Source organism: Bacillus sp. FSL L8-0654 (assembly GCF_038629965.1).
GTDB classification, from domain to species: domain Bacteria; phylum Bacillota; class Bacilli; order Bacillales; family Bacillaceae; genus Bacillus; species Bacillus safensis.
Genome location: NZ_CP152026.1, coordinates 3071663 through 3093796, shown reverse-complemented (window position 1 = coordinate 3093796; position 22134 = coordinate 3071663). Strand labels below are relative to the sequence as shown.

The 22134-nt window shown below is 43.9% G+C and carries 20 protein-coding genes; 18 read left to right on the top strand and 2 right to left on the bottom strand.

Features of this window, described 5'->3' with window-relative positions; genetic code table 11:
• Nucleotides 1-15 precede the first annotated feature (15 nt).
• From MHH65_RS16070 to MHH65_RS16030, 9 genes are all read left to right on the top strand, one after another.
• Entirely contained in the window at nucleotides 16-609 is a 594-nt protein-coding gene (locus tag MHH65_RS16070; RefSeq protein ID WP_029707401.1) for a sugar transferase, read from the top strand.
• A complete protein-coding gene (locus MHH65_RS16065; RefSeq protein WP_268412613.1) occupies nucleotides 572-1258 on the top strand; it encodes an acetyltransferase in 687 nt (228 codons plus the stop codon). Before MHH65_RS16070 ends, MHH65_RS16065 begins: the two co-directional genes overlap by 38 nt.
• Complete coding sequence (locus MHH65_RS16060; protein ID WP_268412614.1) at nucleotides 1258-2436, top strand: aminotransferase class I/II-fold pyridoxal phosphate-dependent enzyme; 1179 nt, start codon at nucleotides 1258-1260, stop codon at nucleotides 2434-2436. The genes MHH65_RS16065 and MHH65_RS16060 overlap by 1 nt, the downstream gene beginning before the upstream one ends.
• A gap of 149 nt (nucleotides 2437-2585) precedes the next feature.
• Nucleotides 2586-4208, top strand: a complete 1623-nt coding sequence (gene nikA, locus MHH65_RS16055; RefSeq protein ID WP_098677541.1) for a nickel ABC transporter substrate-binding protein — start codon at nucleotides 2586-2588, stop codon at nucleotides 4206-4208.
• Nucleotides 4209-4226: 18 nt separating this feature from the next.
• On the top strand, nucleotides 4227-5171 hold the full coding sequence (nikB, locus tag MHH65_RS16050) for a nickel ABC transporter permease subunit NikB (RefSeq protein ID WP_095409600.1): 945 nt from the start codon (nucleotides 4227-4229) through the stop codon (nucleotides 5169-5171).
• Nucleotides 5168-6001: a nickel ABC transporter permease subunit NikC gene (gene nikC, locus MHH65_RS16045; RefSeq protein ID WP_098677542.1), complete on the top strand. Its 834-nt coding sequence runs from the start codon at nucleotides 5168-5170 to the stop codon at nucleotides 5999-6001. Before nikB ends, nikC begins: the two co-directional genes overlap by 4 nt.
• A gap of 4 nt (nucleotides 6002-6005) precedes the next feature.
• Nucleotides 6006-6821 carry a nickel import ATP-binding protein NikD gene (gene nikD, locus MHH65_RS16040; protein WP_176544472.1) on the top strand — a complete coding sequence of 272 codons (816 nt, stop codon included), beginning with the start codon at nucleotides 6006-6008 and terminating at the stop codon, nucleotides 6819-6821.
• A gap of 13 nt (nucleotides 6822-6834) precedes the next feature.
• Entirely contained in the window at nucleotides 6835-7650 is an 816-nt protein-coding gene (gene nikE / locus MHH65_RS16035; RefSeq protein ID WP_098677543.1) for a nickel import ATP-binding protein NikE, read from the top strand.
• A 147-nt stretch (nucleotides 7651-7797) separates the two neighbouring features.
• A complete protein-coding gene (locus MHH65_RS16030) occupies nucleotides 7798-9123 on the top strand; it encodes an MATE family efflux transporter (RefSeq protein ID WP_024426080.1) in 1326 nt (441 codons plus the stop codon).
• Nucleotides 9124-9144: 21 nt separating this feature from the next.
• Here MHH65_RS16030 and yvfG read toward each other — a convergent pair whose 3' ends face one another.
• Complete coding sequence (gene yvfG, locus MHH65_RS16025) at nucleotides 9145-9360, bottom strand: protein YvfG (protein WP_024423509.1); 216 nt, start codon at nucleotides 9358-9360, stop codon at nucleotides 9145-9147.
• Between the two features lie 70 nt (nucleotides 9361-9430).
• On the opposite strand from yvfG, the gene rpoN reads away from it, so the two are divergent.
• On the top strand, nucleotides 9431-10729 hold the full coding sequence (gene rpoN / locus MHH65_RS16020) for an RNA polymerase factor sigma-54 (RefSeq protein WP_024426079.1): 1299 nt from the start codon (nucleotides 9431-9433) through the stop codon (nucleotides 10727-10729).
• A gap of 171 nt (nucleotides 10730-10900) precedes the next feature.
• A complete protein-coding gene (locus MHH65_RS16015; RefSeq protein ID WP_098677544.1) occupies nucleotides 10901-11638 on the top strand; it encodes a FadR/GntR family transcriptional regulator in 738 nt (245 codons plus the stop codon).
• Between the two features lie 30 nt (nucleotides 11639-11668).
• Here MHH65_RS16015 and MHH65_RS16010 read toward each other — a convergent pair whose 3' ends face one another.
• Nucleotides 11669-13105: a sigma 54-interacting transcriptional regulator gene (locus MHH65_RS16010; RefSeq protein WP_335350939.1), complete on the bottom strand. Its 1437-nt coding sequence runs from the start codon at nucleotides 13103-13105 to the stop codon at nucleotides 11669-11671.
• Between the two features lie 199 nt (nucleotides 13106-13304).
• On the opposite strand from MHH65_RS16010, the gene MHH65_RS16005 reads away from it, so the two are divergent.
• The 7 genes from MHH65_RS16005 to gpmI all read left to right on the top strand — a co-directional run bounded on the left by MHH65_RS16005 (nucleotide 13305) and on the right by gpmI (nucleotide 22114).
• Complete coding sequence (locus MHH65_RS16005; protein ID WP_034280960.1) at nucleotides 13305-14498, top strand: ornithine--oxo-acid transaminase; 1194 nt, start codon at nucleotides 13305-13307, stop codon at nucleotides 14496-14498.
• A gap of 139 nt (nucleotides 14499-14637) precedes the next feature.
• Nucleotides 14638-16011: an amino acid permease gene (locus tag MHH65_RS16000; protein ID WP_044333973.1), complete on the top strand. Its 1374-nt coding sequence runs from the start codon at nucleotides 14638-14640 to the stop codon at nucleotides 16009-16011.
• A gap of 309 nt (nucleotides 16012-16320) precedes the next feature.
• Complete coding sequence (locus MHH65_RS15995) at nucleotides 16321-17358, top strand: sugar-binding transcriptional regulator (RefSeq protein WP_024423502.1); 1038 nt, start codon at nucleotides 16321-16323, stop codon at nucleotides 17356-17358.
• Nucleotides 17359-17389: 31 nt separating this feature from the next.
• Nucleotides 17390-18397 carry a type I glyceraldehyde-3-phosphate dehydrogenase gene (gene gap, locus MHH65_RS15990; RefSeq protein ID WP_024423501.1) on the top strand — a complete coding sequence of 336 codons (1008 nt, stop codon included), beginning with the start codon at nucleotides 17390-17392 and terminating at the stop codon, nucleotides 18395-18397.
• Between the two features lie 212 nt (nucleotides 18398-18609).
• Nucleotides 18610-19794, top strand: a complete 1185-nt coding sequence (locus MHH65_RS15985) for a phosphoglycerate kinase (protein WP_024423500.1) — start codon at nucleotides 18610-18612, stop codon at nucleotides 19792-19794.
• 30 nt (nucleotides 19795-19824) lie between these two features.
• The gene (tpiA, locus tag MHH65_RS15980; RefSeq protein WP_017359213.1) at nucleotides 19825-20586 is read left to right on the top strand and encodes a triose-phosphate isomerase; all 762 of its coding nucleotides are present in this window, start codon (nucleotides 19825-19827) and stop codon (nucleotides 20584-20586) included.
• Nucleotides 20579-22114, top strand: a complete 1536-nt coding sequence (gpmI, locus tag MHH65_RS15975; protein ID WP_024423499.1) for a 2,3-bisphosphoglycerate-independent phosphoglycerate mutase — start codon at nucleotides 20579-20581, stop codon at nucleotides 22112-22114. The genes tpiA and gpmI overlap by 8 nt, the downstream gene beginning before the upstream one ends.
• Nucleotides 22115-22134 lie beyond the last annotated feature (20 nt).

Below are 22134 nucleotides of genomic sequence, written 5' to 3'. Positions count from 1 at the left end.
AAAGGAGATGCAATGATGAAAAGAATGATAGATGTGATGGTGGCATTGACGCTGCTCATCGCAGGCAGTCTTCTTTTTCTTCTCATCTATGGACTGATTAGATGGAAAATTGGAACGCCTGTGGTGTTTCGGCAGAAGCGGCCTGGTTTGTATGGCCGGCCTTTTATGCTATATAAATTTCGGACGATGACCGATGAACGCGATGAACATGGGGTGCTGCTGCCAGATCATCTGCGATTAACAAAAACCGGTGCCTTGATTCGAAAGCTTAGTCTTGATGAATTGCCGCAGCTTGTCAATGTACTCAAAGGAGAGCTTAGTCTTGTCGGGCCAAGACCGCTTTTAATGGAGTATTTGCCTATGTATACAGAAGAACAAGCAAGGCGTCATCTTGTGAAGCCCGGCATAACAGGATGGGCACAGGTGAACGGCCGGAACACGCTTTCCTGGGAGGAGAAATTCACCTATGACCTTTGGTATGTCGAGCATCAATCGTTTTGGCTCGATATGAAAATTTTATGGATGACCTTGCTGAAAGTCATGAAAACAGAGGGGGTGCAGCAGCCGGATCATGCCACAGCTGAAAAATTTAAAGGAACCGATATGTAAGAAGCAAACCATTGGTTTAATTGGGGCTGGAGGACATAGCAAAGTCATTCAAGATCTCATTTTTGCACATGCCGATTACTCATTATGTGCAGTATTAGATGATCAATTTGAAGAGACGGTCACTCAAAGCGGGATTTTGTATGGACCGATCTCCATGAGCGAGCAGCTGAGAGAGACAATGCCTCATATGAAATGGCTGATTGCGATCGGACAAAATGAGATCAGACAGCTCATCAAGGAACGCCTCTCATTTGAAGACACAGCATATGCCACACTCATTCACCCAGAGGCGGTCATGAGTCCGTCATCTGTCATTGGAAGGGGGACTGTTGTGATGGCAAGGGCAGTGGTTCAAGCAGATGCAGCCATCGGTGAGCATACGATTATAAATACAGGATCTATCGCCGAGCATGACTGTATACTCGAATCGTTTGTGCACCTGTCACCAGGCGCGGTGCTGACTGGTGGTGTATCCGTGCGGGAAGGTGCCCATATTGGGGCTGGTGCCGTGGTGACACCGGGTATAACGATTGGAAGCTGGTCCGTCATTGGTGCTGGAGCAACAGTGACAAGAGATATACATGATCAGAAGGTCGCTGTAGGAATTCCTGCAATAGAAATCAAAGATCGGAGAGAAGGTGGGAAGTGATGAAAGAAAGGAAGCGAATTTACTTATCTCCTCCGCATATGAGCGGAAAAGAGTCTTTCAAAATAGAGGAAGCCTTCAAGAGCAACTGGATTGCGCCGCTTGGACCGCTTGTGAATGAATTTGAACAGGCGGTGGCGGACTATGCAGGAGTGAAGACAGGAGCGGCTTTATCTTCAGGAACAGCAGCGATTCACCTTGCTTTAAAGCTGATAGATGTGCAAAAAGGAGACATTGTCTTTTGTTCCACCCTCACGTTTGTTGCAACGGCAAATCCGATTTTATATGAACAAGCGGAACCTGTTTTTATTGATTCTGAAAGGGAGACATGGAATATGTGCCCGCTTGCTTTAGAGAAAGCCTTGCTTGAATCAAAACGTCTTGGGAAAAAACCTCGTGCGGTCATCGTTGTCCATTTATATGGACAAAGCGCAAAAATGGACGAGATCATGGCTCTGTGTGAAGCATATAATGTACCAGTCATTGAGGATGCCGCTGAATCGTTAGGGGCGCTTTATAAAGGAAGAAAAAGCGGCTCAATGGGCAGGTTCGGTATCTATTCTTTTAATGGAAATAAAATCATTACAACATCAGGGGGCGGAATGCTTGTGAGTGATGATGAAGCTGCGATTGAACGATGCCGCTTTCTTGCTTCACAGGCCAGAGAACAAGCGATGCACTATGAGCATCAAGAGAGGGGATACAATTATCGCATGAGCAACCTCTTAGCAGGAGTCGGGATTGCTCAAATGGAAGTGCTGGACGAGCGTGTTGAACAAAAGCGCCGCATTTTTCAGCGTTATCAGGACGCTTTATCAGAAGTAGAGGGTGTTCATTTGATGCCAGAATATCAAGAAACGAAATCCAACCGCTGGCTGACGGCATTGACCATTGATCGTGACACACAATTGTCTCCAGCAGATATCATTGGTGCTTTAGAAAAAGAACAAATCGAAGCAAGGCGTGTATGGAAGCCGCTGCACCAGCAGCCGCTCTTTCGCCATTGCCCTTTTTATACTGCGGAAAAAGGCACTCCTGTATCTGAGCTGTTATTTGAGCGGGGGCTTTGTCTTCCGTCTGGAACGAGCATGACAGATACAGATCAGGAGCGTATCATCCATATACTCCATGACATGCTGCGAGAAAAAACATTTACCTCTTCACAGGCTGCTCATTCGTAAGCAGCCTGCCTCTCTTTCTATCAAATTCCTCAATTTATGGAATAAATAGGAATAAGTATTGTCATTTCGTTTCAAATATGATATTGACAACGGCTTCCTTCCTCCTTAAAATGAAAATGATTATCAGCATCAATTAGGGGGAACAACTTATGTCTATTTGGAGAAATTTTCCGAAAATTAAAATAAATTCAGTGTTACCATTCCTGCTTATTTTCTTTTTACTAGTAGGATGCTCTCAAACAAACAATGGAGCAGAAGGCAATAAGGATCATCCTGATATGATCACAATGGCGTGGCCAAGAGATATTGGTGAAATGAATCCACACGTATACAACCCGTCACAATTATTTGCGCAATCAATGATTTATGAGCCATTGGTCAGCTATCAAAAGAATGGTAAGCTGAAACCTGAATTAGCGAAATCATGGGATGTTTCAAAGGATGGCAAGGTGTATACGTTCCATTTAAGAGACGGAGTGACTTTCTCAGACGGCTCTGAATTTAATGCGGACATTGTCAAAAAGAACTTCGATACAATATTAAAAAATAAAGATTTACATAGCTGGTTAGGTGTCATTAAGAAAATCAAAAAGACAGAAGCCGTTGATAAAAAGACATTTAAACTCACATTAACAGCACCATATTATCCAACTGTGCAAGAATTAGCCGTTGTTCGTCCAGTTCGTTTCTTAGGTGAAGCAGGTTTCCCTAAAAACGGAGATACGTCAAAAGGAATTAAAAAACCAGTGGGGACAGGCCCTTGGGTTTTAAAAACATATAAGAAAGATGATTATGCCATTTTCGAACGAAACGATCATTATTGGGGAGAAAAACCAAAGGTAAAAGAAATCAAGGTAAAGGTCATCCCAGATGCGGAAACGAGAGTCATGGCTTTTGAAAAAGGTGATGTGGATTTACTTTACGGAGAAGGAACCATTAGCCTTGATTCTTACAAACAGCTGGAAGCAAGCGGCAAGTATGAAACGAAAATGTCAGAGCCTGTTGCAACGAGACAGCTTGTTATGAACACAAAAGTGGATCAGCTGTCAGATGAGAAAGTGCGTCATGCCCTTCAATATGCCTTCAATAAAAAATCAATGGTAGAAGGGGTCACCTCAGGTTTAGAGGATGAAGCAGATCACATCCTGCCGACTAACATGCCGTATACGTCACACATTCAAGTGAAGTCTTTCAAATATGATGTGGACAAAGCCAAAGCATTGCTGGATGAAGCGGGCTGGACACTTCCAAAAGGAAAATCCGTTCGTGAAAAAGATGGGAAAAAGCTTGAGTTTAGTATGATGTATGACTCAGCGGAATCGATTCAAAAAGCGATGGCGGAAACGCTGCAAGCAGAATGGGCAGCCGTTGGTGTCGGCGTCAAGCTTGAGGGTGTGGATTTGGCCACACAGGTTCAACGCTTTAAAGCCAATAAGTTTGATATGAACTTCTTTAGCAACTACGGAGCGCCGTATGATCCGCATACATTTATGAACGTTCTTTCATCAGATGGTTTTGGATTCAAAGAAGCCATTTCAGCCTATCCAAATAAGGAAAAGCTGATCAAAGAAATGACGGAAATTCCATCCACAACAAATGAAAAGAAACGCAAAGCACTGTATTCGTCTGTCTTATCCTCTTTACAGGATCAAGGGGCAATTGTGCCAATCTCTTATTTTAAAAAGACAGCCGTTTATCAAAAAGCTGTGAAGGACTTTGAATTCCCTGCAAATCGTGATGAACATCCTTTCACAGGCATTAAGCTGAAGTAACAGAAGGAAGGTAAGGAAATGGGCCGCTATATCGTCAAACGAGTGCTATCAATTATTCCTGTATTTTTATTAGCCACACTGCTCACAACTGGTATGATTCACCTCTCGCCAGTTGACCCGGCTGAGGCATATTTAGCAGCGGCTCATATCCAGCCTACAGATGAAATATTAGCGCAAAAACGAAGTGAATTCGGCTTAGACGAGCCGTTTTATATGCAGTATCTTCATACCATTGAAAAAGTCATTCACCTTGATTTCGGCCGGTCGTATATGTCCAATCAGCCTGTCGTTGATGAGGTGATTTATCGAATACCGGCGACAATTCAATTGGCGCTTACCAGTCTGCTGATCGCTATATGCGTCAGCATTCCGCTCGGCTTTTTCAGCGGCATGAGGAAAAATGGTGCCGTGGATCATGTGAGCCGGCTCATTTCTTTCTTAGGAGCATCTATCCCGACGTTTGTCTTGGGGTATTTGCTCATCTTCTTTTTTTCAGTGAAACTTGACCTCTTACCAGTTGAAGGGATTGGAACATGGGAGCATCTCATTCTGCCCTCGATCACACTTGCAGTCCCTTTAATTGCTACTTATACAAGGCTGTTACGGTCAAGTGTGAGTGAGGCGCTTCAAGAGCCTTTCGTTCAATATGCGAGAATCAGAGGTTTGAAGGAACAATCGATCATGTTCAAGCATGTGTTCAGAATTGCGATATCGCCGATGCTGACCGGACTAGGGGTGAACCTTGGCAAGCTGTTAACCGGAACCATTATTGTAGAGGCCGTTTTCTCATGGCCAGGGTTTGGCCGCTTTTTTATTGAAGCGATCTTTAACAGAGATCTGCCTGTCATTCAATTTTATGTCCTCATGTCAGCCTGTATTTTTATCGTGAGCAGCTTGATCGTTGACTTAGTTCAGCTGATCATAGACCCCCGTATTTCTAGAAAGGAAGGCCGCCAGCAATGATGACAAAAGTAAAACATCTCTTCGTTCATCAAAAGATGATCTCGATCTGCGCTTTGCTGCTCGGTCTCCTGCTCATTGTCACAATATGTGCACCATGGATCGCTCCACATGATCCGGCTGCTGTCAATCTAGCAATGAAGCTAAAGGGATCTTCGTGGGAGTATCCTCTTGGAACAGATCAATTAGGGCGGTGCAATTTATCTCGTATTTTATATGGTGCGCGTGTTTCGCTCGGCTGTGCGTTATTAATCTTTCTTTCTTCGTTATTCATTGGTTTAATTGTCGGCCTCTTTTCAGGATACAAAGGCGGCTGGATCGATCATGTTTTGATGAGAATCTGTGACGGCGTCATGGCATTTCCCAACCTGGTGCTGATCCTTGGATTAGTCGGCATCTTCGGTCCGGGACTTCCTCAAGTCGTACTTGCTTTGATGCTTGTGCAATGGGTATATTATGCCCGCGTCTTCCGAGGAATGGTGCTCAGTTTAAAAGAACAGAACTTTATTGCAGCTGCAAAAATCAGTGGGACCTCGCATTGGAACATTATGAGAAAGCATATGATTCCCAATGTCCTGCCGCCATTAGCAGTCATTGGAACACTTGAAATGGGCTGGGCGATTATGGACATTTCTGCGATGTCTTTCCTCGGATTAGGGGTTCAGCCTCCTATGCCTGAATGGGGAGCGATGATTCATGAAGGGAAATCTTACATTCAAACGAATCCTCAGTTAATGCTGTACCCAGGTCTTATGATCATGGCTGTGGTGGTTCTGTTTAATTTACTAGGAGAAGCCCTTTCAGAGAAATATGGCATCAAACGCCGTGTGTAAAGGAATGATCAATGTGCAAGAGTCCATTTTACAAGTAGAGAACCTGCATGTGCAGACGAAAACACCTCAAGGGACAACCCCTCTTATTCAAGAAGTATCGTTTGAAGTAGGGCGCGGTCAAATCCTTGGATTAATTGGTGAGAGCGGCTGCGGGAAAACAGTGACAAGTATGTCGATCTTGCGTATGCTTGATCGAAAAACAGCGGAAGTCACTGGCAGTATCACATTACAGGGACGAGAATTGATCGGTATAAGTGAAAAGGATATGCGTTCCATTCGGGGCAAAGACATCTCGTATATTATGCAAAATCCAATGAACAGCTTTACGCCGGTATGGACAATCGGCCATCAGCTGGTTGAAACGATCCGCCGGCATACGGCTGTCAGTAAAAGGCAGGCACGATCACAGGCAATAGATGCGTTAGCGAAAATGAATCTGCCGCAGCCAGACCAGCTGTTCAATAAGTATCCTTTTGAATTAAGCGGAGGGATGCTACAACGTGTCATGATCGCCATGGCTGCCTGTATGCACCCGCCCCTCATCATTGCAGATGAGCCGACAACTGCATTAGATGTACACAATCAGAAACGGGTCCTTCAGCATCTGAACCAAATTCGTCATGACTATGGAACGGCCATTTTACTGATTACCCACGATCTTGGTGTCATTGCTGAAATGGCAGATCAAGTTGTCGTCATGAAACAAGGAGAAATTGTTGAAAAGGCAGGAGTTCTTGAGATTTTTGAACAACCAAAACATGATTATACAAAAAAACTATTAGCAGCTCGTCCATCGATTCCAGCTGTTTGCCCGATTTGAGGTGAGAAGGCCCTTGCATTTATTAGAAGTGAAAGCAGTCAGTCATGCATACAACAGCCGGTCGTTTCTAATGAGAAAAAAAGGCGCAGCCCCTGTCCTGAAAAGCGTCGATTTAACTATTGAAGAAGGCACCTGCCTTGGGCTGCTAGGGCAAAGCGGCGCAGGGAAAAGTACACTTGGCCGCATCATACTTGGTCTAGAGAAACCAAGAGCTGGGCAGGTGCTTTTTGAAGGTCAGGATGTCTATCATGCAGATCAGCAAACACGTAAGCATTTTCGCCGGCATGTGCAAGCGGTGTTTCAGGATTCCTATTCGGCGGTAAATCCAAGATGGACAGTCGAACAAATTTTATCTGAGCCGCTTGAAAACTACGAATCCATAAGCCGAAAGGAACGTAAAAATGTATTGATTCACTGGCTGGAAAGAGTCGGGCTCGGTGAAAAGGATTTGTCTAAATATCCACACCAATTCAGCGGCGGCCAGCTGCAAAGGATCAACATCGCTAGAGCCTTATTGCTCCAGCCAAAGCTCATTGTATTGGATGAATCTGTCAGCAGCTTAGACATGGTGACGCAGGCTGTCATTTTAGATTTATTAGTAGAATTAAAGAAGGAGCTGGGTGTGGCTTACTTATTTATTACACATGATATAACAGCAGCCTATCACTTATGTGATCAATTGGCGATTCTTGATCAAGGAGAGCTTGCTGCCCAATTTCAATCAAAGGATGACTTCTTTTCATCAGAAGAGGAAGCGGTGCGGAAAATGAGAGATGCAATGCTCGCAGACCATCCTTTGTCACGAACGATTGGCAGACCGGTTCGGTAAAACTTCATTTTATCAATGCCTCAGCGTGCAGCCAAAGCGTCGCATTCGGTAAAAAGCAAAGAGCGAAAGCCCCAGTTTAGCCCCTTTGCAGACAATCTGCGCCTCTTTTAGGAAAGAGGCTATTTTTCATGAAAGGCAGGTGGCATCGTGAACCATCGAGCGTATTTAGCTTTGGCCATTCCATTAACGATTTCAACGATGACCACCCCATTACTTGGAGCTGTTGATACAGCGGTCGTCGGTCAGCTCGCAAACCCCGCTTATATTGGAGGCGTTGCGGTCGGCAGTCTCATTTTCAGTACATTATATTGGCTGTTTGGTTTTTTGCGGGTAAGTACATCTGCTTTTGCCGCCCAGGCAAACGGTGCACAGAATGAGGAGCAGGGCGTTCTTGCTTTTCTAAGACCTTTTTTCGTCGCCATCATCGTCGGACTTTGTTTTATTGCCCTGCAATGGCCGATCATTCAATCTGCTTTTCTAGTGATCTCTCCTGATGCTGATGTCCGTCAATTTGCCGCAGACTATTTTCATATTCGCATTTGGGGAGCGCCATTTACTTTAATGAATTATGTTATATTGGGCTGGCTGATGGGGATGGCTAAAATGAAAGAAGCTCTTTCATTACAAATCTTGATCAATGTTATGAATATGGCGCTCGCATTTCTGCTTGTTCATGTGTTTTCGTTTGCGGTCAAAGGAGTTGCGGCGGCAACATTGATATCTGAACTAACCGCTTTTGTGTTAGGGGCATGGATTATCCTGAAGCATTCGTCAAACGGATTCCAGATGCCTTCCATCAAGAAAATCATGGATACTCAGGCAGTGAAGAAAATGTTTCATGTGAATAAAGATTTGTTCATTAGGACGATCTGTCTGCTAGTGGTCATCAATATGTTTACGGCAAAAGGTGCTTCTTTTGGTACAGAGCTGCTGGCAGCCAATGCCATCTTATTTCAAATTCACTACATCATGGCTTATTTGTTCGATGGTTTTGCCAATGCGTCCAGCATCCTTGTTGGCAGGTCGGTTGGTGCAAATGACCGCACCCTTTATGAAAAAACCTTAACCCTTTCGAGGCAGTGGGCACTTGTGATGGCATGTGTCATTGCGGCGGTTTATTTTTTATTAAAAGAGCCGATATTGAGCTTGTTTACAAATCTCCCTCAGCTGCTTGATGTGACATTACACTATGCAGACTGGCTTGTTCTTTATCCATTTGCAGCTTGTTTCGGATTGGTCATTTACGGCGTATTTACAGGTGCAACAGAAATTGCCCCTGTTAGAAATTCGATGCTGTTTGCGATGATTTTGTTTATCGTCGTTCAAACCGCAGTCACGCCCATTTGGCACAATCATGGCCTATGGTTTGCCTTTATCATCTATACTGTAGGGCGGTCTGGCTTTTTAATGATGTATAAATCGAGGCTGGATCAGAAGCTTTTTGCATATGATAAACACCCTTTGCCATCTTGACAAAAGGGTGTTCTTTTTCGTTCATTCGCTTTCTTTTTTCACCTTTTGATAGGCTTCATCAAGATGCTGAATTCGCTTCAATACAACCGCATTTTTGGTCAGCTGGTCTTGAACAAGCGTTGACACTACTGAGCGGTAATAGGCATTCATCGCATGAACCTTGTCTTCATTTTGGTTCATGGCGATGTGCTGCTTCAAGTTGTCGACAAAGTATGGAACGGAAAAAAGTTCAGACATAGAAATCACTCCTATTTCGTATATACGGTCCGTCAATCTTCATGTAAAATGATGAGAGGGAGGGGAGACAATGAGCCTTAAACTGCAACAAGAACAGGTATTAAAGCAGGTGCTCACACAAGAACTTAGGCAGGCCATTACGCTGCTGCAGCTGAATTGCGCAGAGCTCGGCGAGTATCTTGACCAGTTAGCGCTTGAGAACCCTCTGATTGAGCGGAAAGACACGGACAGCTATCAACCAGTTTATCATAAAAAATCACAAGATCGAATGACAGAGCCGTATCGAACGCATCAAAAAGAAAGCCTGCAAATGTTTTTAAAAAGACAGGCGATTGATTTGAATTTAAGTGAAAAGAATCAAAGAATCTTTTACTTTATGATTGAGTCCATTGATTCCAATGGCTATCTAAATGAACCGATTGACGCAATGGCAGCTGTCTTAGAGGTGCCAGCTGAAGAAGTAGAAGCTGTCCTTCATCAGCTGCAATCGCTGGAGCCTGCCGGGATTGGCGCAAGATCATTGCAGGAATGCATCCTCCTTCAGCTGAGAAGGAAAAAGAAGCGCTGGTATGAAGCCGAGCTGATCATCGAAGAGCATTTCTTTCTTTTTGCGAGAAAGGCTTGGAAGGAAATTGCGGCCAAAACAGGTGTTTCAATGAAAACACTCCAGGCGGTACAAGATGAAGTGTCTCAGCTTGAACCAAGACCAGGCCTTCATTTCTCATATGATGAAGAGCATGTGTATATAGAGCCTGATGTGACAATTACTGTGGTGCAGGATCACATCACATTTGAGCTGAATCAGCGCGCTTTTCCAGACGTAGAAATGAATGAAGGCTACTTCGCCATGATTCAAGACCAAAAGCGGCATGAAGCATATGCGTATTTAAAGGAAAAAGAGCAGCAGTACAATTGGCTTGTCCAAGCGCTGAAGCAAAGAAAGCAAACGATGACTCATGTCGTTCGTGAGATTATCTCACATCAGACCGATTTTTTTCTAACAGGGAAACATAAAATGAAACCGCTTACGATGAAGCGGATCGCAGATATACTGCAAGTCCATGAGTCAACAGTCAGCCGGACTGTAAAAGGGAAAATGGTGCAAACCCCTTATGGTCTTATGGAAATGAAACAATTTTTCCAAGCGAAATTAGAAGGGCATTCGCTAGAAGAGGCGTCCAGCTACACAGTCAAAACGCACATTGCAGAGCTCATCCAAACGGAAAATAAGAAAAAACCGTATTCAGATCAGCAAATTATGACGCTGCTTCAGCAAACCTTTGGCATCCGCGCGTCGCGCAGAACCATTGCAAAATATCGTGAACAAATGAATCTTCCGTCCTCTACGCTGCGGAAGCGATACGATTAAAAAGAAGTACTTGCCAGAACATGGCACGTGCTTCTTTTTTGTTGAAAGCAAGGCAGCTCGAAGATTTCTTGAAAATTAAAGAGGGGAGACGTGTGATCGGAAATTTTGGGGTAAAGTATAAGATAGGGCATGAGCCGATAGGGATAGACAACAGTGATGAGGTGAGACCAATTGAAATATAAACAAATCAAAACGAAAAAAATATATGAAGAAATTGCGGATGCATTAATTGAATCCATTCGTACAGGTGAGCTTCTTCCAGGGGAAAAATTAGATTCGGTTCAAGCGCTTTCAGAAAGCTTTCAAGTCAGCCGTTCCGCTGTAAGAGAGGCACTGTCTGCTCTCAAAGCGATCGGATTAATAGAGATTAAGCAAGGGGAAGGCACATATGTGAAGCAGTTTGATCCTGAGCAGCTCACATTTAGCCTGTCTCCTGCATTTTTGATGAAGCAGCATGATGTCACACAGCTCCTTGAATTAAGAAACATAATTGAGACGGGTGCTGTTAAAAAGGCAGCGCTCATGCGAACGGACGATGACCTTCATCAGCTGCGTGAGGCACTCGAACAAATGAAACTCGCAGAAGCACATAAAGAAACTGGTGAAGAGGCAGACCTCGCATTCCATCTCGCTTTAGCCAAAGCCTCAAAGAATGATTTATTAAAAGCGTTAATGAATCAGGTCTCCACCTTGCTGGTAGAAACGATGCGGGAGACGAGAAAAGTCGTCTTATTTTCAAGAAAAGCCTCCATTCGGCAGCTTTACAAAGAACATGAACATATTTACAAAGCCGTCATGGCAAGACAGCCAGAAGAAGCAGAAAGAGCGATGCTCACGCATTTAAAAAATGTAGAAAGACTGCTGAGTGATGTGAGTCAAGAACCGGCAGGACAGTCAGAACCACAGTAAGCTGTGCCGAATGAGGGCACAGCTCTATTATTAACGAGAAATATGCAGTTTTTTCATGCGATATTGCAGACTTTGCCTGCTCATGCCCAATAACTTTGCAGTCTGTGAAATATTATCGTCCATTTTTTCTAAGTAATGGACGATGTATTGTTTTTCGAATCGTTCCATTTGGGTTTGAAAATCAGTCGTATGTTCTGGGCTTGTATAAATAAACGTGTCAGCTGCGGTATGCTGCAAAGGGTTCGTCTGTAATTGCGCTGCAGGACGGCTTTCCCTATGTTTAAATCTAAAATGATATGGAAGGTGATGCATGCATAAGTAATCCTCATCCATCATCATATTCATCCCCGCTTCAATCACATGCTCCAGTTCTCGTACATTACCCGGCCAATCATACGCTTGAAAAAGGGCTAGTACCTCTTCATCAGCCGCCTTCACCTTCATTTGAAACAGCTCATTATATTTTTGAATAAAATGACTGACAAATGTAGGAATGTCTTCTTTTCGTTCAGAAAGCGGCGGAATAAATAGGGTGACAATACCCAGCCGGTAAAATAAATCCTTGCGCATGCGTCCGCCTGCGATTGCATCTACAGGATCCTCATTCATATTGGCAATGACTCTTACATCAACAGCGATTTCTTTTGTGCTGCCAAGTCTTCTCACACGTTTCTCCTGTAATACACGCAGCAGTTTTGCTTGAAGACTAGGATTTAATGAGTTGATCTCATCAAGCAGCAGTGTACCTCCCTGCGCCTGTTCAAATAAGCCGGGCTGATCAGTTGCGCCTGTAAAAGCCCCTTTTTGTGTACCAAAAAGCAGACTTTCAATGAGATTATCAGGCAGTGCCGCGCAATTTTGGGTAATAAATGGTCCAGATGACCGGCTGCTGCCGTTATGAATACTTTGTGCAAATAGTTCTTTTCCTGTCCCTGTTTCTCCAACAATGAGCACATAGGAAGAGGTGCGTGTCGCTCGTTTTGCATGCTCAATCACCTCTAAAAACGCAGGGCTTTGTCCAATAATGGATTCAAAGGTAAAGCGCGTGCTTCCTTTTTTCTTCATATTGTGATGAATCAGCCGTTCCAGCTTGGTCACATCATTCGAAATTTCAACCGCTCCTTGGATGAGGCCGTCTCGAACGAGCGGGTATGTATGATTAATCGTTGTGATTTCTTTTCCGTTGTAATTATGATACGTCTGCTTTGCATGAACGGTTTGTTTCCCGGTACGCAGCGCTTGGACAAGCGTACTGTGCATTTCGTCTTGGAAGACGAAGAGATCTAATACATTTTTATGGAGAACATCAGAGCGTTTCAAAGACTCAATCTCCATCATTTTTTTATTATAAACAACAGTATTGCCATTCTCGTCAATTGCATGAACCCCGACATCTATTAAATCAAGCATTTGTTTATATAGATCAATCTCATTTTCCAGCTTTGCAGTATACTGATCTTCTTTCATTGAAGCACCTCCAGACGTTACCTCTATTTTACATGAAAAATTTTGCGGTTTCCTCTAAAAAATTTGGCAGGTGCAAAAATATTTTGCACAAAGAACCAGATCAATCACTGCCACAATGCGGGCAGAAAGTTGGCACGATCCTTGCATATCATATGTGTGAAGATAAAAAGAGGCTAGCTTATAGAAGGAGGAATAGACGATGACACAGACAAATGAATTGATTCAACAAACCGAACAATACGGTGCGGCAAACTATCATCCGCTGCCAATTGTGATTTCAGAGGCTGAAGGAGTTTGGGTGACAGACCCTGAAGGCAATCGATATATGGATATGCTGAGTGCGTATTCCGCGGTGAACCAAGGCCATCGCCATCCCCGCATTATTGAGGCGCTCAAAAAACAGGCAGACCGTGTGACATTGACTTCAAGAGCTTTTCACAATGATCAGCTTGGCCCTTGGTATGAGAAAATTTGTCAACTGACGAATAAAGAGATGGCACTCCCGATGAATACTGGCGCTGAGGCTGTAGAAACAGCTGTAAAAGCAGCAAGACGCTGGGGCTATGACGTCAAGGGAATCGAAGACAATCGCGCAGAAATCATTGCGTGCGTTGGAAACTTCCATGGCAGAACGATGACAGCTGTTTCCCTTTCTTCTGAAGCAGAATATCAAAGAGGTTTCGGTCCAATGCTTCCAGGCATTAAACTGATTCCTTACGGAGATATTGAAGCGTTACGTGAAGCCATCACACCACAAACAGCGGCTTTTCTGATCGAACCTATTCAAGGAGAAGCGGGAATTGTCATGCCGCCAGAAGGCTTCTTGAAGGAAGCGAAAGCGCTTTGTGAAAAAGAACATGTGCTGTTCATTGCGGATGAAATTCAGGTCGGATTAGCGCGAACAGGCAAGATGTTTGCATGTGACTGGGAAGACATTGAGCCAGATATGCTGATTCTTGGAAAAGCTTTAGGCGGCGGTGTATTCCCAATCTCGTGTGTGGTCGCAAACCGCGATATATTAGGTGTGTTTAACCCTGGATCTCATGGCTCTACCTTCGGCGGAAATCCTCTTGCGTGTGCGGTGTCGCTGGCTGCACTGGATGTCTTAATCGACGAAAACCTTGCAGCGCGTTCTATGGAGCTTGGCGAATACTTAAAAGACAAACTCACGCGCATTCAAAGTCCTGTCATCAAGGAAGTGCGCGGCCGCGGATTATTTATCGGCATGGAGCTGACAGAGGCAGCGAGACCTTATTGTGAGAAGCTGAAACAAGCAGGGCTGTTATGTAAGGAAACCCATGAGACCGTCATCCGCTTTGCACCGCCTCTCACGATATCTAAAGAAGATTTAGACTGGGCGATTGGTCATATTGAAGCATTATTTCAAGCATAAATGTCAAAGGGGGAGAAACCTTCACTTTCTCCCTTTCTCTTTCAACGAACAGCGAATTTTGTCAAAGGATGATGAATAGAAGAGTGAAAGTGGGGAAGCGGATTTGAACCAAGAACAGCATAACGAACTAGAACGTTCCATGAAAAGCAGGCATCTCTTTATGATTGCCTTAGGCGGCGTCATTGGTACTGGTCTTTTCCTTGGGTCAGGACTCATTATCCATCAGGCTGGACCCGGGGGAGCCATTCTATCCTTTATCATTGGCGGATTGTTAATGTATTTGGTGATGCTCTGTCTTGGAGAATTAGCGGTGGCGATGCCTACAGCGGGTTCCTTTCAGGAGTATGCAACCAAATATATAGGTCCGTCCACAGGCTTTATGATCGGCTGGCTTTATTGGTTTAGCTGGGCATGTACAATAGGACTGGAGTTTACGTCAGCAGGCATTTTGCTCCAAAGGTGGTTCCCAGATATCCCTGTTTGGCTTTGGTGTCTTGCATTTAGCGTGATTTTATTTGCCGTGAATGCCATCTCAGCTCGCAGCTTTGCTGAAACCGAGTTTTGGTTTTCAGCCATTAAGGTCGCTGCCATCCTATTATTTATTATCATTGGAATTGGCGCAATTTTCGGAATGATTCATCTGAAAGATGGAGAACCAGCCCCTCTATTTCGTCATTTGACGGATCATGGCGGACTATTTCCTAACGGCGTTTTTGCTATTTTATTAACCATGGTCACGGTCAATTTCTCCTTCCAAGGAACAGAACTTGTAGGGATTGCAGCAGGAGAGAGTGAAAGCCCTGAAAAAACATTGCCTCGTTCTATACGAAATATTATTTGGAGAACGATGGTCTTTTTCGTTTTATCCATTGCGGTTCTGGCCGCGCTTCTTCCGTGGCAGACAGCAGGCACTGTCGACAGCCCGTTTGTCGTCGTGCTGGACAAGGTCGGTATACCATATGCGGCAGATATCATGAATTTTATCATCATCACAGCCGTCTTATCTGTAGCAAACTCTGGATTATATGCATCATCACGTATGCTTTGGTCGCTTTCGAAAGACGGGAAAGGACCTGAATTTACGAAAAAGCTGTCCAAGCGTAAAATTCCGATCAATGCACTATTGGTGACAATGGGCGTATCTGCCCTATCTCTGCTGACAAGTGTTGTGGCACCAAAAACGGTGTATGTGTGGCTCATTTCTATTTCTGGTATGGTTCTTGTTGTGGTATGGATGTCTATTTGCTTGTCTCAGTATTTCTTTAGAAAACAATTCATAAAGGCGGGCGGAGATGTAAAGGATCTTGTCTTCCGAACACCGCTCTATCCATTTGTTCCACTAGCAGGCTTTATCGCATTTGGCATTGTCCTCATCAGCTTATTTTTTATCGAGGATCAGCGGATCGGCCTTTATTGCGGAATCCCGTTCATGGCTGCCTGCTACATTATTTATTATCTCAAAATCAAACCGAAGGAAGAGGCCAAACAGTTTGGAACCATCACAAAAACATAAGCAGGTCCTGAAAAAAATGTGCATGCTCATATCACCAGCATGCACATTTTCCATCGTGAATACATTCTATATAAAAGAAAATAAATATTTTGAAAAGAAATATCATCGCAAGAACCTTGATGACAAGCAGGCTATCGGTGAAAATGTGTCTATTTTTTGTCTAAATGTGTTTGTAAGAGTTGAAAATGCAAGATTATCCTGTTAAAATAATTAAAGAAAGCAGGGATTGATTTTTTTTGGCTGTGGCGGGACGTTTTTTGTCACAGTGGGACGTTTTTAGTCCAACGTGAAAAGGAAGGGTCGTTAGCCATGAATCGTTTATTGGAAGCTCAAAAAAAATTATTGCCAGATCTTCTCATTGTTATGCAAAAACGCTACGACATTTTGCAGTACATCAGATTAGCTGAACCGATTGGCCGCAGAAGTCTTGCGACAAGTCTTGGTCTCAGTGAGCGCATCTTACGTGCTGAAGTTCAGTTTTTAAAAGAACAAAATCTGCTGGATGTGAAAACGAGCGGTATGATGCTGACGAGTGAGGGTCACGCTTTGCTTGAAATGCTTGAAGGAATGATGAAGGACGTTTTAGGTTTAACCTTTTTGGAAAATACATTAAAGAGAAAGTTAGGCCTGGAAGAAGTCATGATCGTTTCTGGAGACAGTGACGAATCCCCGTGGGTGAAGCAAGAAATGGGAAGAGCTGCTGTCCAATGCATGAAAAAAAGGTTTACTGGAAATAATATCGTCGCCGTCACTGGCGGAACGACGATGGAAGCCGTTGCCGAAATGATGACCCCTGATGCCAAAAACCGCGATACGATGTTTGTCCCTGCGAGAGGCGGTCTTGGGGAGAATGTAAAAAATCAGGCAAACACCATTTGTGCCCACATGGCTGAAAAAGCTTCCGGTACTTACAAACTGCTGTTTGTTCCAGGGCAGCTGTCAGAAGGTGCTTACTCTTCCATTATTGAAGAGCCGTCCGTCAAAGAAGTGCTTCAAACGATTAAATCGTCCACAATGCTTATTCATGGTATTGGTGAAGCAAAAACAATGGCGATGAGACGAAATACACCAGCTGAAGATTTAAAGAAGATTGATGAGCATGACGCAGTGACAGAGGCCTTTGGCTATTACTTTAATCGTGATGGTGAGGTCGTACACAAAGTGCACTCCGTCGGCATGCAGCTAGATGATCTAGAAAGCATTCCACACATCATTGCTGTTGCAGGTGGATCATCAAAGGCGGGGGCGATTGAAGCTTATTTCAAAAAACCGCGCCGAACGGTTCTCGTCACAGACGAAGGAGCCGCAAAAGAGTTATTAAGGGAGTCAATTGATCCCTCAATATAAAACATTGTGACCTATAAAAGGAGGAAACATCATGGCAGTAAAAGTCGGTATTAACGGATTTGGACGTATTGGACGTAACGTATTTCGTGCAGCATTAAATAATCCTGAAGTTGAGGTAGTAGCGGTTAACGATCTAACAGATGCTAACATGCTTGCACACCTTTTACAATATGACTCTGTTCACGGAAAACTAGATGCAGAGGTTTCTGTAGACGGTACAAACTTAGTAGTGAACGGTAAAACAATCGAAGTATCAGCTGAGCGTGACCCTGCGAAATTAAGCTGGGGTAAACAAGGCGTAGAAATCGTTGTTGAATCTACTGGATTCTTCACAAAACGTGCAGACGCTGCGAAACACTTAGAAGCTGGCGCTAAAAAAGTCATCATCTCTGCTCCTGCTAACGAAGAAGATATCACAATCGTTATGGGTGTAAACGAAGACAAATACGATGCAGCTAGCCACGATGTCATCTCTAATGCATCTTGTACGACAAACTGCTTAGCTCCATTTGCAAAAGTACTTAACGATAAATTTGGTATCAAACGCGGTATGATGACAACTGTTCACTCATACACAAATGACCAGCAAATTCTTGATCTTCCGCACAAAGACTACCGTCGTGCTCGTGCAGCTGCGGAAAACATCATCCCAACTTCTACAGGTGCTGCGAAAGCTGTTTCACTTGTATTGCCTGAACTTAAAGGTAAATTAAACGGTGGCGCTATGCGTGTTCCAACACCTAACGTTTCTTTAGTTGACCTTGTTGCTGAATTAAACCAAGATGTAACAGCTGAAGACGTAAATGCAGCACTTAAAGAAGCAGCTGAAGGAGAACTTAAAGGAATCCTTGGCTACAGCGAAGAGCCATTAGTATCTGGTGACTACAATGGTAATCCAAACTCTTCAACAATCGATGCTCTTTCTACAATGGTAATGGAAGGCAGCATGGTGAAAGTAATCTCTTGGTACGATAACGAGAGCGGATATTCTCACCGCGTTGTTGACCTTGCAGCTTACATTGCAAAACAAGGTCTTTAATTTCTCACACTGAAGGAACTCACTTGGTTCTTTCCTAGAGACACGATATAATGAAGACGGACAAGGGAAGGGGAAGCATCCCTTTCCCTTTTTCTCTGTTTTTATCCGTTCTGCACGATTTCTCGTTTTGATGAGGGCAAAATGGGAAAAGGATAAAGAGAGTCTTGTCCAATGCTAAGGAAACCAGAATAAAGGAGGATCTCCTGACGAGCATGAATAAGAAATCAGTAAAAGACATTGACGTAAAAGGTAAAGTTGTGTTCTGCCGCGTAGATTTTAACGTTCCGATGAAGGACGGAGAAGTGACGGATGATACTCGTATCCGCGCAGCATTACCAACAATTGAGTATTTAACAGGACAAGGCGCAAAGGTACTGCTAGCTAGTCATTTGGGTCGTCCGAAGGGTCAAGTTACTGAAGAACTGCGTCTGACACCTGTGGCAAAACGTCTGCAAGAGCTTCTTGGAAAAGAAGTGAAAAAAGCAGATGAAGCTTACGGCGACAACGTGAAAAAGCAAATCTCTGACTTAAAAGATGGAGATGTGCTAGTGCTTGAAAACGTTCGTTTCTATCCTGGTGAAGAAAAGAACGATCCTGAATTATCAAAAGCATTTGCTGATTTAGCCGATGTGTATGTCAATGATGCGTTCGGTGCTGCACACCGTGCACATGCATCGACAGCTGGTATTGCAGCTTATCTTCCGGCTGTTTCAGGCTTCCTCATGCAAAAAGAGCTTGAGGTTCTAGGAAAAGCCATTTCAAATCCTGATCGCCCATTTACAGCGATTATCGGCGGCGCAAAGGTAAAGGATAAAATCGGTGTAATTGAAAGTCTTCTTGATAAAGTGGACAACCTCATCATCGGCGGCGGACTTGCTTACACATTTGTGAAAGCACTTGGCCACGAAGTAGGGAAATCTCTATTAGAAGAAGATAAAGTAGATTTAGCGAAATCGTTTATGGACCGTGCAAAAGAAAAAGGCGTGAACTTCCTGATTCCAACAGATGTTCTGGTAGCCGACGACTTTTCAAATGATGCAAATACAAGCATTGTGCCAATCTCTGAAATTCCAAGTGATCTAGAAGCACTTGATATTGGAACAGAGACAAGAGAAAAGTATGCTGACGTTATTAAAAACAGCAAACTTGTTGTCTGGAACGGACCAATGGGTGTATTTGAAATCGATGCATTCGCTAAAGGAACAAAAGCTATCGCAGAAGCACTGGCAGAAGCAAAAGATACATATTCTGTCATTGGTGGTGGAGATTCAGCAGCAGCAGTTGAGAAATTTGGTCTTGCCGATCAGATGAGCCATATTTCTACAGGCGGCGGCGCTTCACTTGAATTTATGGAAGGCAAAGAACTTCCTGGTGTTACTGCATTAAACGATAAATAAGACCAAAACTGCTATAAGGAAGTGTCAATCATGAGAAAACCAATTATAGCTGGGAACTGGAAAATGAACAAAACACTTGGCGAAGCAGTCAGCTTCGTTGAAGAAGTCAAGTCATCTATTCCATCTCCTGACAAAGTGGAATCCATTGTCTGTGCGCCAGCTCTTTTCCTTGAAAAGCTAAACAGCCTATCAAACGGAACAGACCTTAAAATTGGTGCACAAAACATGCACTTTGAAGAAAATGGTGCATTCACTGGGGAAATCAGCCCTGCTGCTCTAAAAGATTTAGGCATCGGCTATTCAGTGATTGGGCATTCAGAGCGCCGTGAATTTTTTGCTGAAACAGATGAAACAGTGAACAAAAAAGCACATGCTGCATTCAAGCATGGCATCGTTCCAATCATTTGTGTAGGTGAAACGCTTGAAGAGCGTGAAGCTGGCAAAACAAATGAACTTGTCGCTGATCAAGTGAAAAAAGCACTAGCTGGTTTAACGAAGCAGCAAGTTGCTGAATCTGTGATTGCATATGAGCCAATCTGGGCTATCGGTACAGGAAAATCTTCTACAGCGAAAGATGCAAACGACGTTTGCGCACACATCCGCCAAACCGTTGCAAGCGAATTTGGTCAAGAAGCGGCAGACAGCCTTCGCATTCAATATGGCGGAAGCGTGAAGCCGGCAAATATTAAAGAATATATGGCAGAATCCGATATTGACGGTGCTTTGGTAGGCGGCGCAAGCTTAGAACCTCAGTCTTTCGTTCAATTATTGGAGGAAGGTCAATATGAGTAAGAAACCAGCTGCATTAATCATCTTAGACGGGTTCGGTTTAAGAGGCGAAACAGTCGGTAACGCTGTCGCACAAGCAAAAAAGCCGAACTTTGACCGCTACTGGAACGAATTTCCGCATCAAACCTTAACGGCTTCAGGTGAGGCAGTAGGTCTACCGGAAGGTCAAATGGGGAACTCTGAAGTTGGGCATTTGAACATCGGTGCAGGACGCATTGTGTATCAAAGCTTAACAAGGGTGAATGTTGCCATTCGTGAAGGGGAATTTGAGAAAAACGAAACGTTCCTAGATGCAATGACGTATGCAAAAGAGAATGACAAGGCGCTTCATTTATTTGGACTCTTGTCAGACGGCGGTGTGCACAGTCACATCCAGCATCTTTTTGCCCTGCTGAAGCTGGCGAAAAAAGAAGGCTTAACAAAGGTATACATTCATGGTTTCTTGGACGGACGTGATGTTGGTCAGAAGACAGCCAAAGTGTACTTAAAACAGCTGGAAGAACAAATCAAAGAAATCGGTGTCGGTGAAGTGGCAACACTTTCAGGACGCTATTACTCAATGGACCGTGACAAACGCTGGGATCGTGTGGAGAAAGCGTACCGCGCGATGGCATATGGTGAAGGGCCAAGCTATCAAAACATCTATGATGTCGTTGATGACTCCTATGAAAATGGAATCTACGATGAATTCGTTATTCCATCTGTCATTACGAGAGAAAATGGTGAGCCGGTTGCCAAAGTAAACGACGGAGACTCTGTGATTTTCTATAACTTCCGTCCAGACCGTGCCATCCAAATCTCGAACACTTTCACAAATGCAGATTTCCGCTCGTTTGACCGCGGAGAAGCTCATCCGAAGAATTTACACTTCGTCTGCTTCACACACTTCAGTGAAACGGTTGATGGCTATGTTGCCTTCAAACCAGTGAATTTGGATAACACAGTAGGAGAAGTGCTTTCTCAAAACGGATTGAAACAGCTGCGGATTGCTGAAACAGAGAAATATCCTCATGTCACGTTCTTTATGAGCGGTGGACGTGAAGAAGAATTTCCTGGTGAAGACCGCATCTTAATCAATTCACCAGATGTAGCAACCTATGACCTCAAGCCGGAAATGAGTGCTTATGAGGTAAAGGATGCACTTGTTGCAGACATCAATGCTGACAAGCATGATGCGATCATTCTGAACTTTGCTAACCCGGATATGGTTGGTCATTCAGGTATGCTCGAGCCAACAATCAAAGCCATTGAAGCAGTAGATGAGTGCTTAGGAGCTGTAGTCGACGCAATCCTGGCAAAAGGCGGACATGCCATCATCACGGCAGACCACGGTAACGCAGACGTGCTGATTACCGAAGAAGGAAAGCCGCATACTGCACATACAACGAATCCTGTACCAGTCATCGTGACGAAAAAAGGTGCGACGCTTAGAGAAGGCGGCATTTTAGCTGATCTATCTCCAACGCTTTTAGACTTACTTGGTCTTGAAAAACCAAAAGAGATGACAGGAACATCATTAATTCAGAAATAAAAAAATTGATTCAAAAGGAG

Excerpts from the sequence above, each read along its gene's own strand:
- MHH65_RS16070 (WP_029707401.1), top strand. The coding sequence starts at position 16 with ATGAAAAGAATGATAGATGTGATGGTGGCATTGACGCTGCTCATCGCA.
- nikC (WP_098677542.1), top strand. The coding sequence starts at position 5,168 with ATGATGACAAAAGTAAAACATCTCTTCGTTCATCAAAAGATGATCTCG.
- MHH65_RS16010 (WP_335350939.1), bottom strand. The coding sequence starts at position 13,105 with ATGAAAGAAGATCAGTATACTGCAAAGCTGGAAAATGAGATTGATCTA.
- rpoN (WP_024426079.1), top strand. The coding sequence starts at position 9,431 with ATGAGCCTTAAACTGCAACAAGAACAGGTATTAAAGCAGGTGCTCACA.
- tpiA (WP_017359213.1), top strand. The coding sequence starts at position 19,825 with ATGAGAAAACCAATTATAGCTGGGAACTGGAAAATGAACAAAACACTT.
- gpmI (WP_024423499.1), top strand. The coding sequence starts at position 20,579 with ATGAGTAAGAAACCAGCTGCATTAATCATCTTAGACGGGTTCGGTTTA.
- yvfG (WP_024423509.1), bottom strand. The coding sequence starts at position 9,360 with ATGTCTGAACTTTTTTCCGTTCCATACTTTGTCGACAACTTGAAGCAG.
- MHH65_RS16000 (WP_044333973.1), top strand. The coding sequence starts at position 14,638 with ATGAAAAGCAGGCATCTCTTTATGATTGCCTTAGGCGGCGTCATTGGT.
- MHH65_RS15995 (WP_024423502.1), top strand. The coding sequence starts at position 16,321 with ATGAATCGTTTATTGGAAGCTCAAAAAAAATTATTGCCAGATCTTCTC.
- nikA (WP_098677541.1), top strand. The coding sequence starts at position 2,586 with ATGTCTATTTGGAGAAATTTTCCGAAAATTAAAATAAATTCAGTGTTA.
- nikD (WP_176544472.1), top strand. The coding sequence starts at position 6,006 with ATGATCAATGTGCAAGAGTCCATTTTACAAGTAGAGAACCTGCATGTG.
- MHH65_RS16065 (WP_268412613.1), top strand. The coding sequence starts at position 572 with ATGCCACAGCTGAAAAATTTAAAGGAACCGATATGTAAGAAGCAAACC.
- MHH65_RS16005 (WP_034280960.1), top strand. The coding sequence starts at position 13,305 with ATGACACAGACAAATGAATTGATTCAACAAACCGAACAATACGGTGCG.
- nikB (WP_095409600.1), top strand. The coding sequence starts at position 4,227 with ATGGGCCGCTATATCGTCAAACGAGTGCTATCAATTATTCCTGTATTT.
- MHH65_RS16060 (WP_268412614.1), top strand. The coding sequence starts at position 1,258 with ATGAAAGAAAGGAAGCGAATTTACTTATCTCCTCCGCATATGAGCGGA.
- gap (WP_024423501.1), top strand. The coding sequence starts at position 17,390 with ATGGCAGTAAAAGTCGGTATTAACGGATTTGGACGTATTGGACGTAAC.
- MHH65_RS15985 (WP_024423500.1), top strand. The coding sequence starts at position 18,610 with ATGAATAAGAAATCAGTAAAAGACATTGACGTAAAAGGTAAAGTTGTG.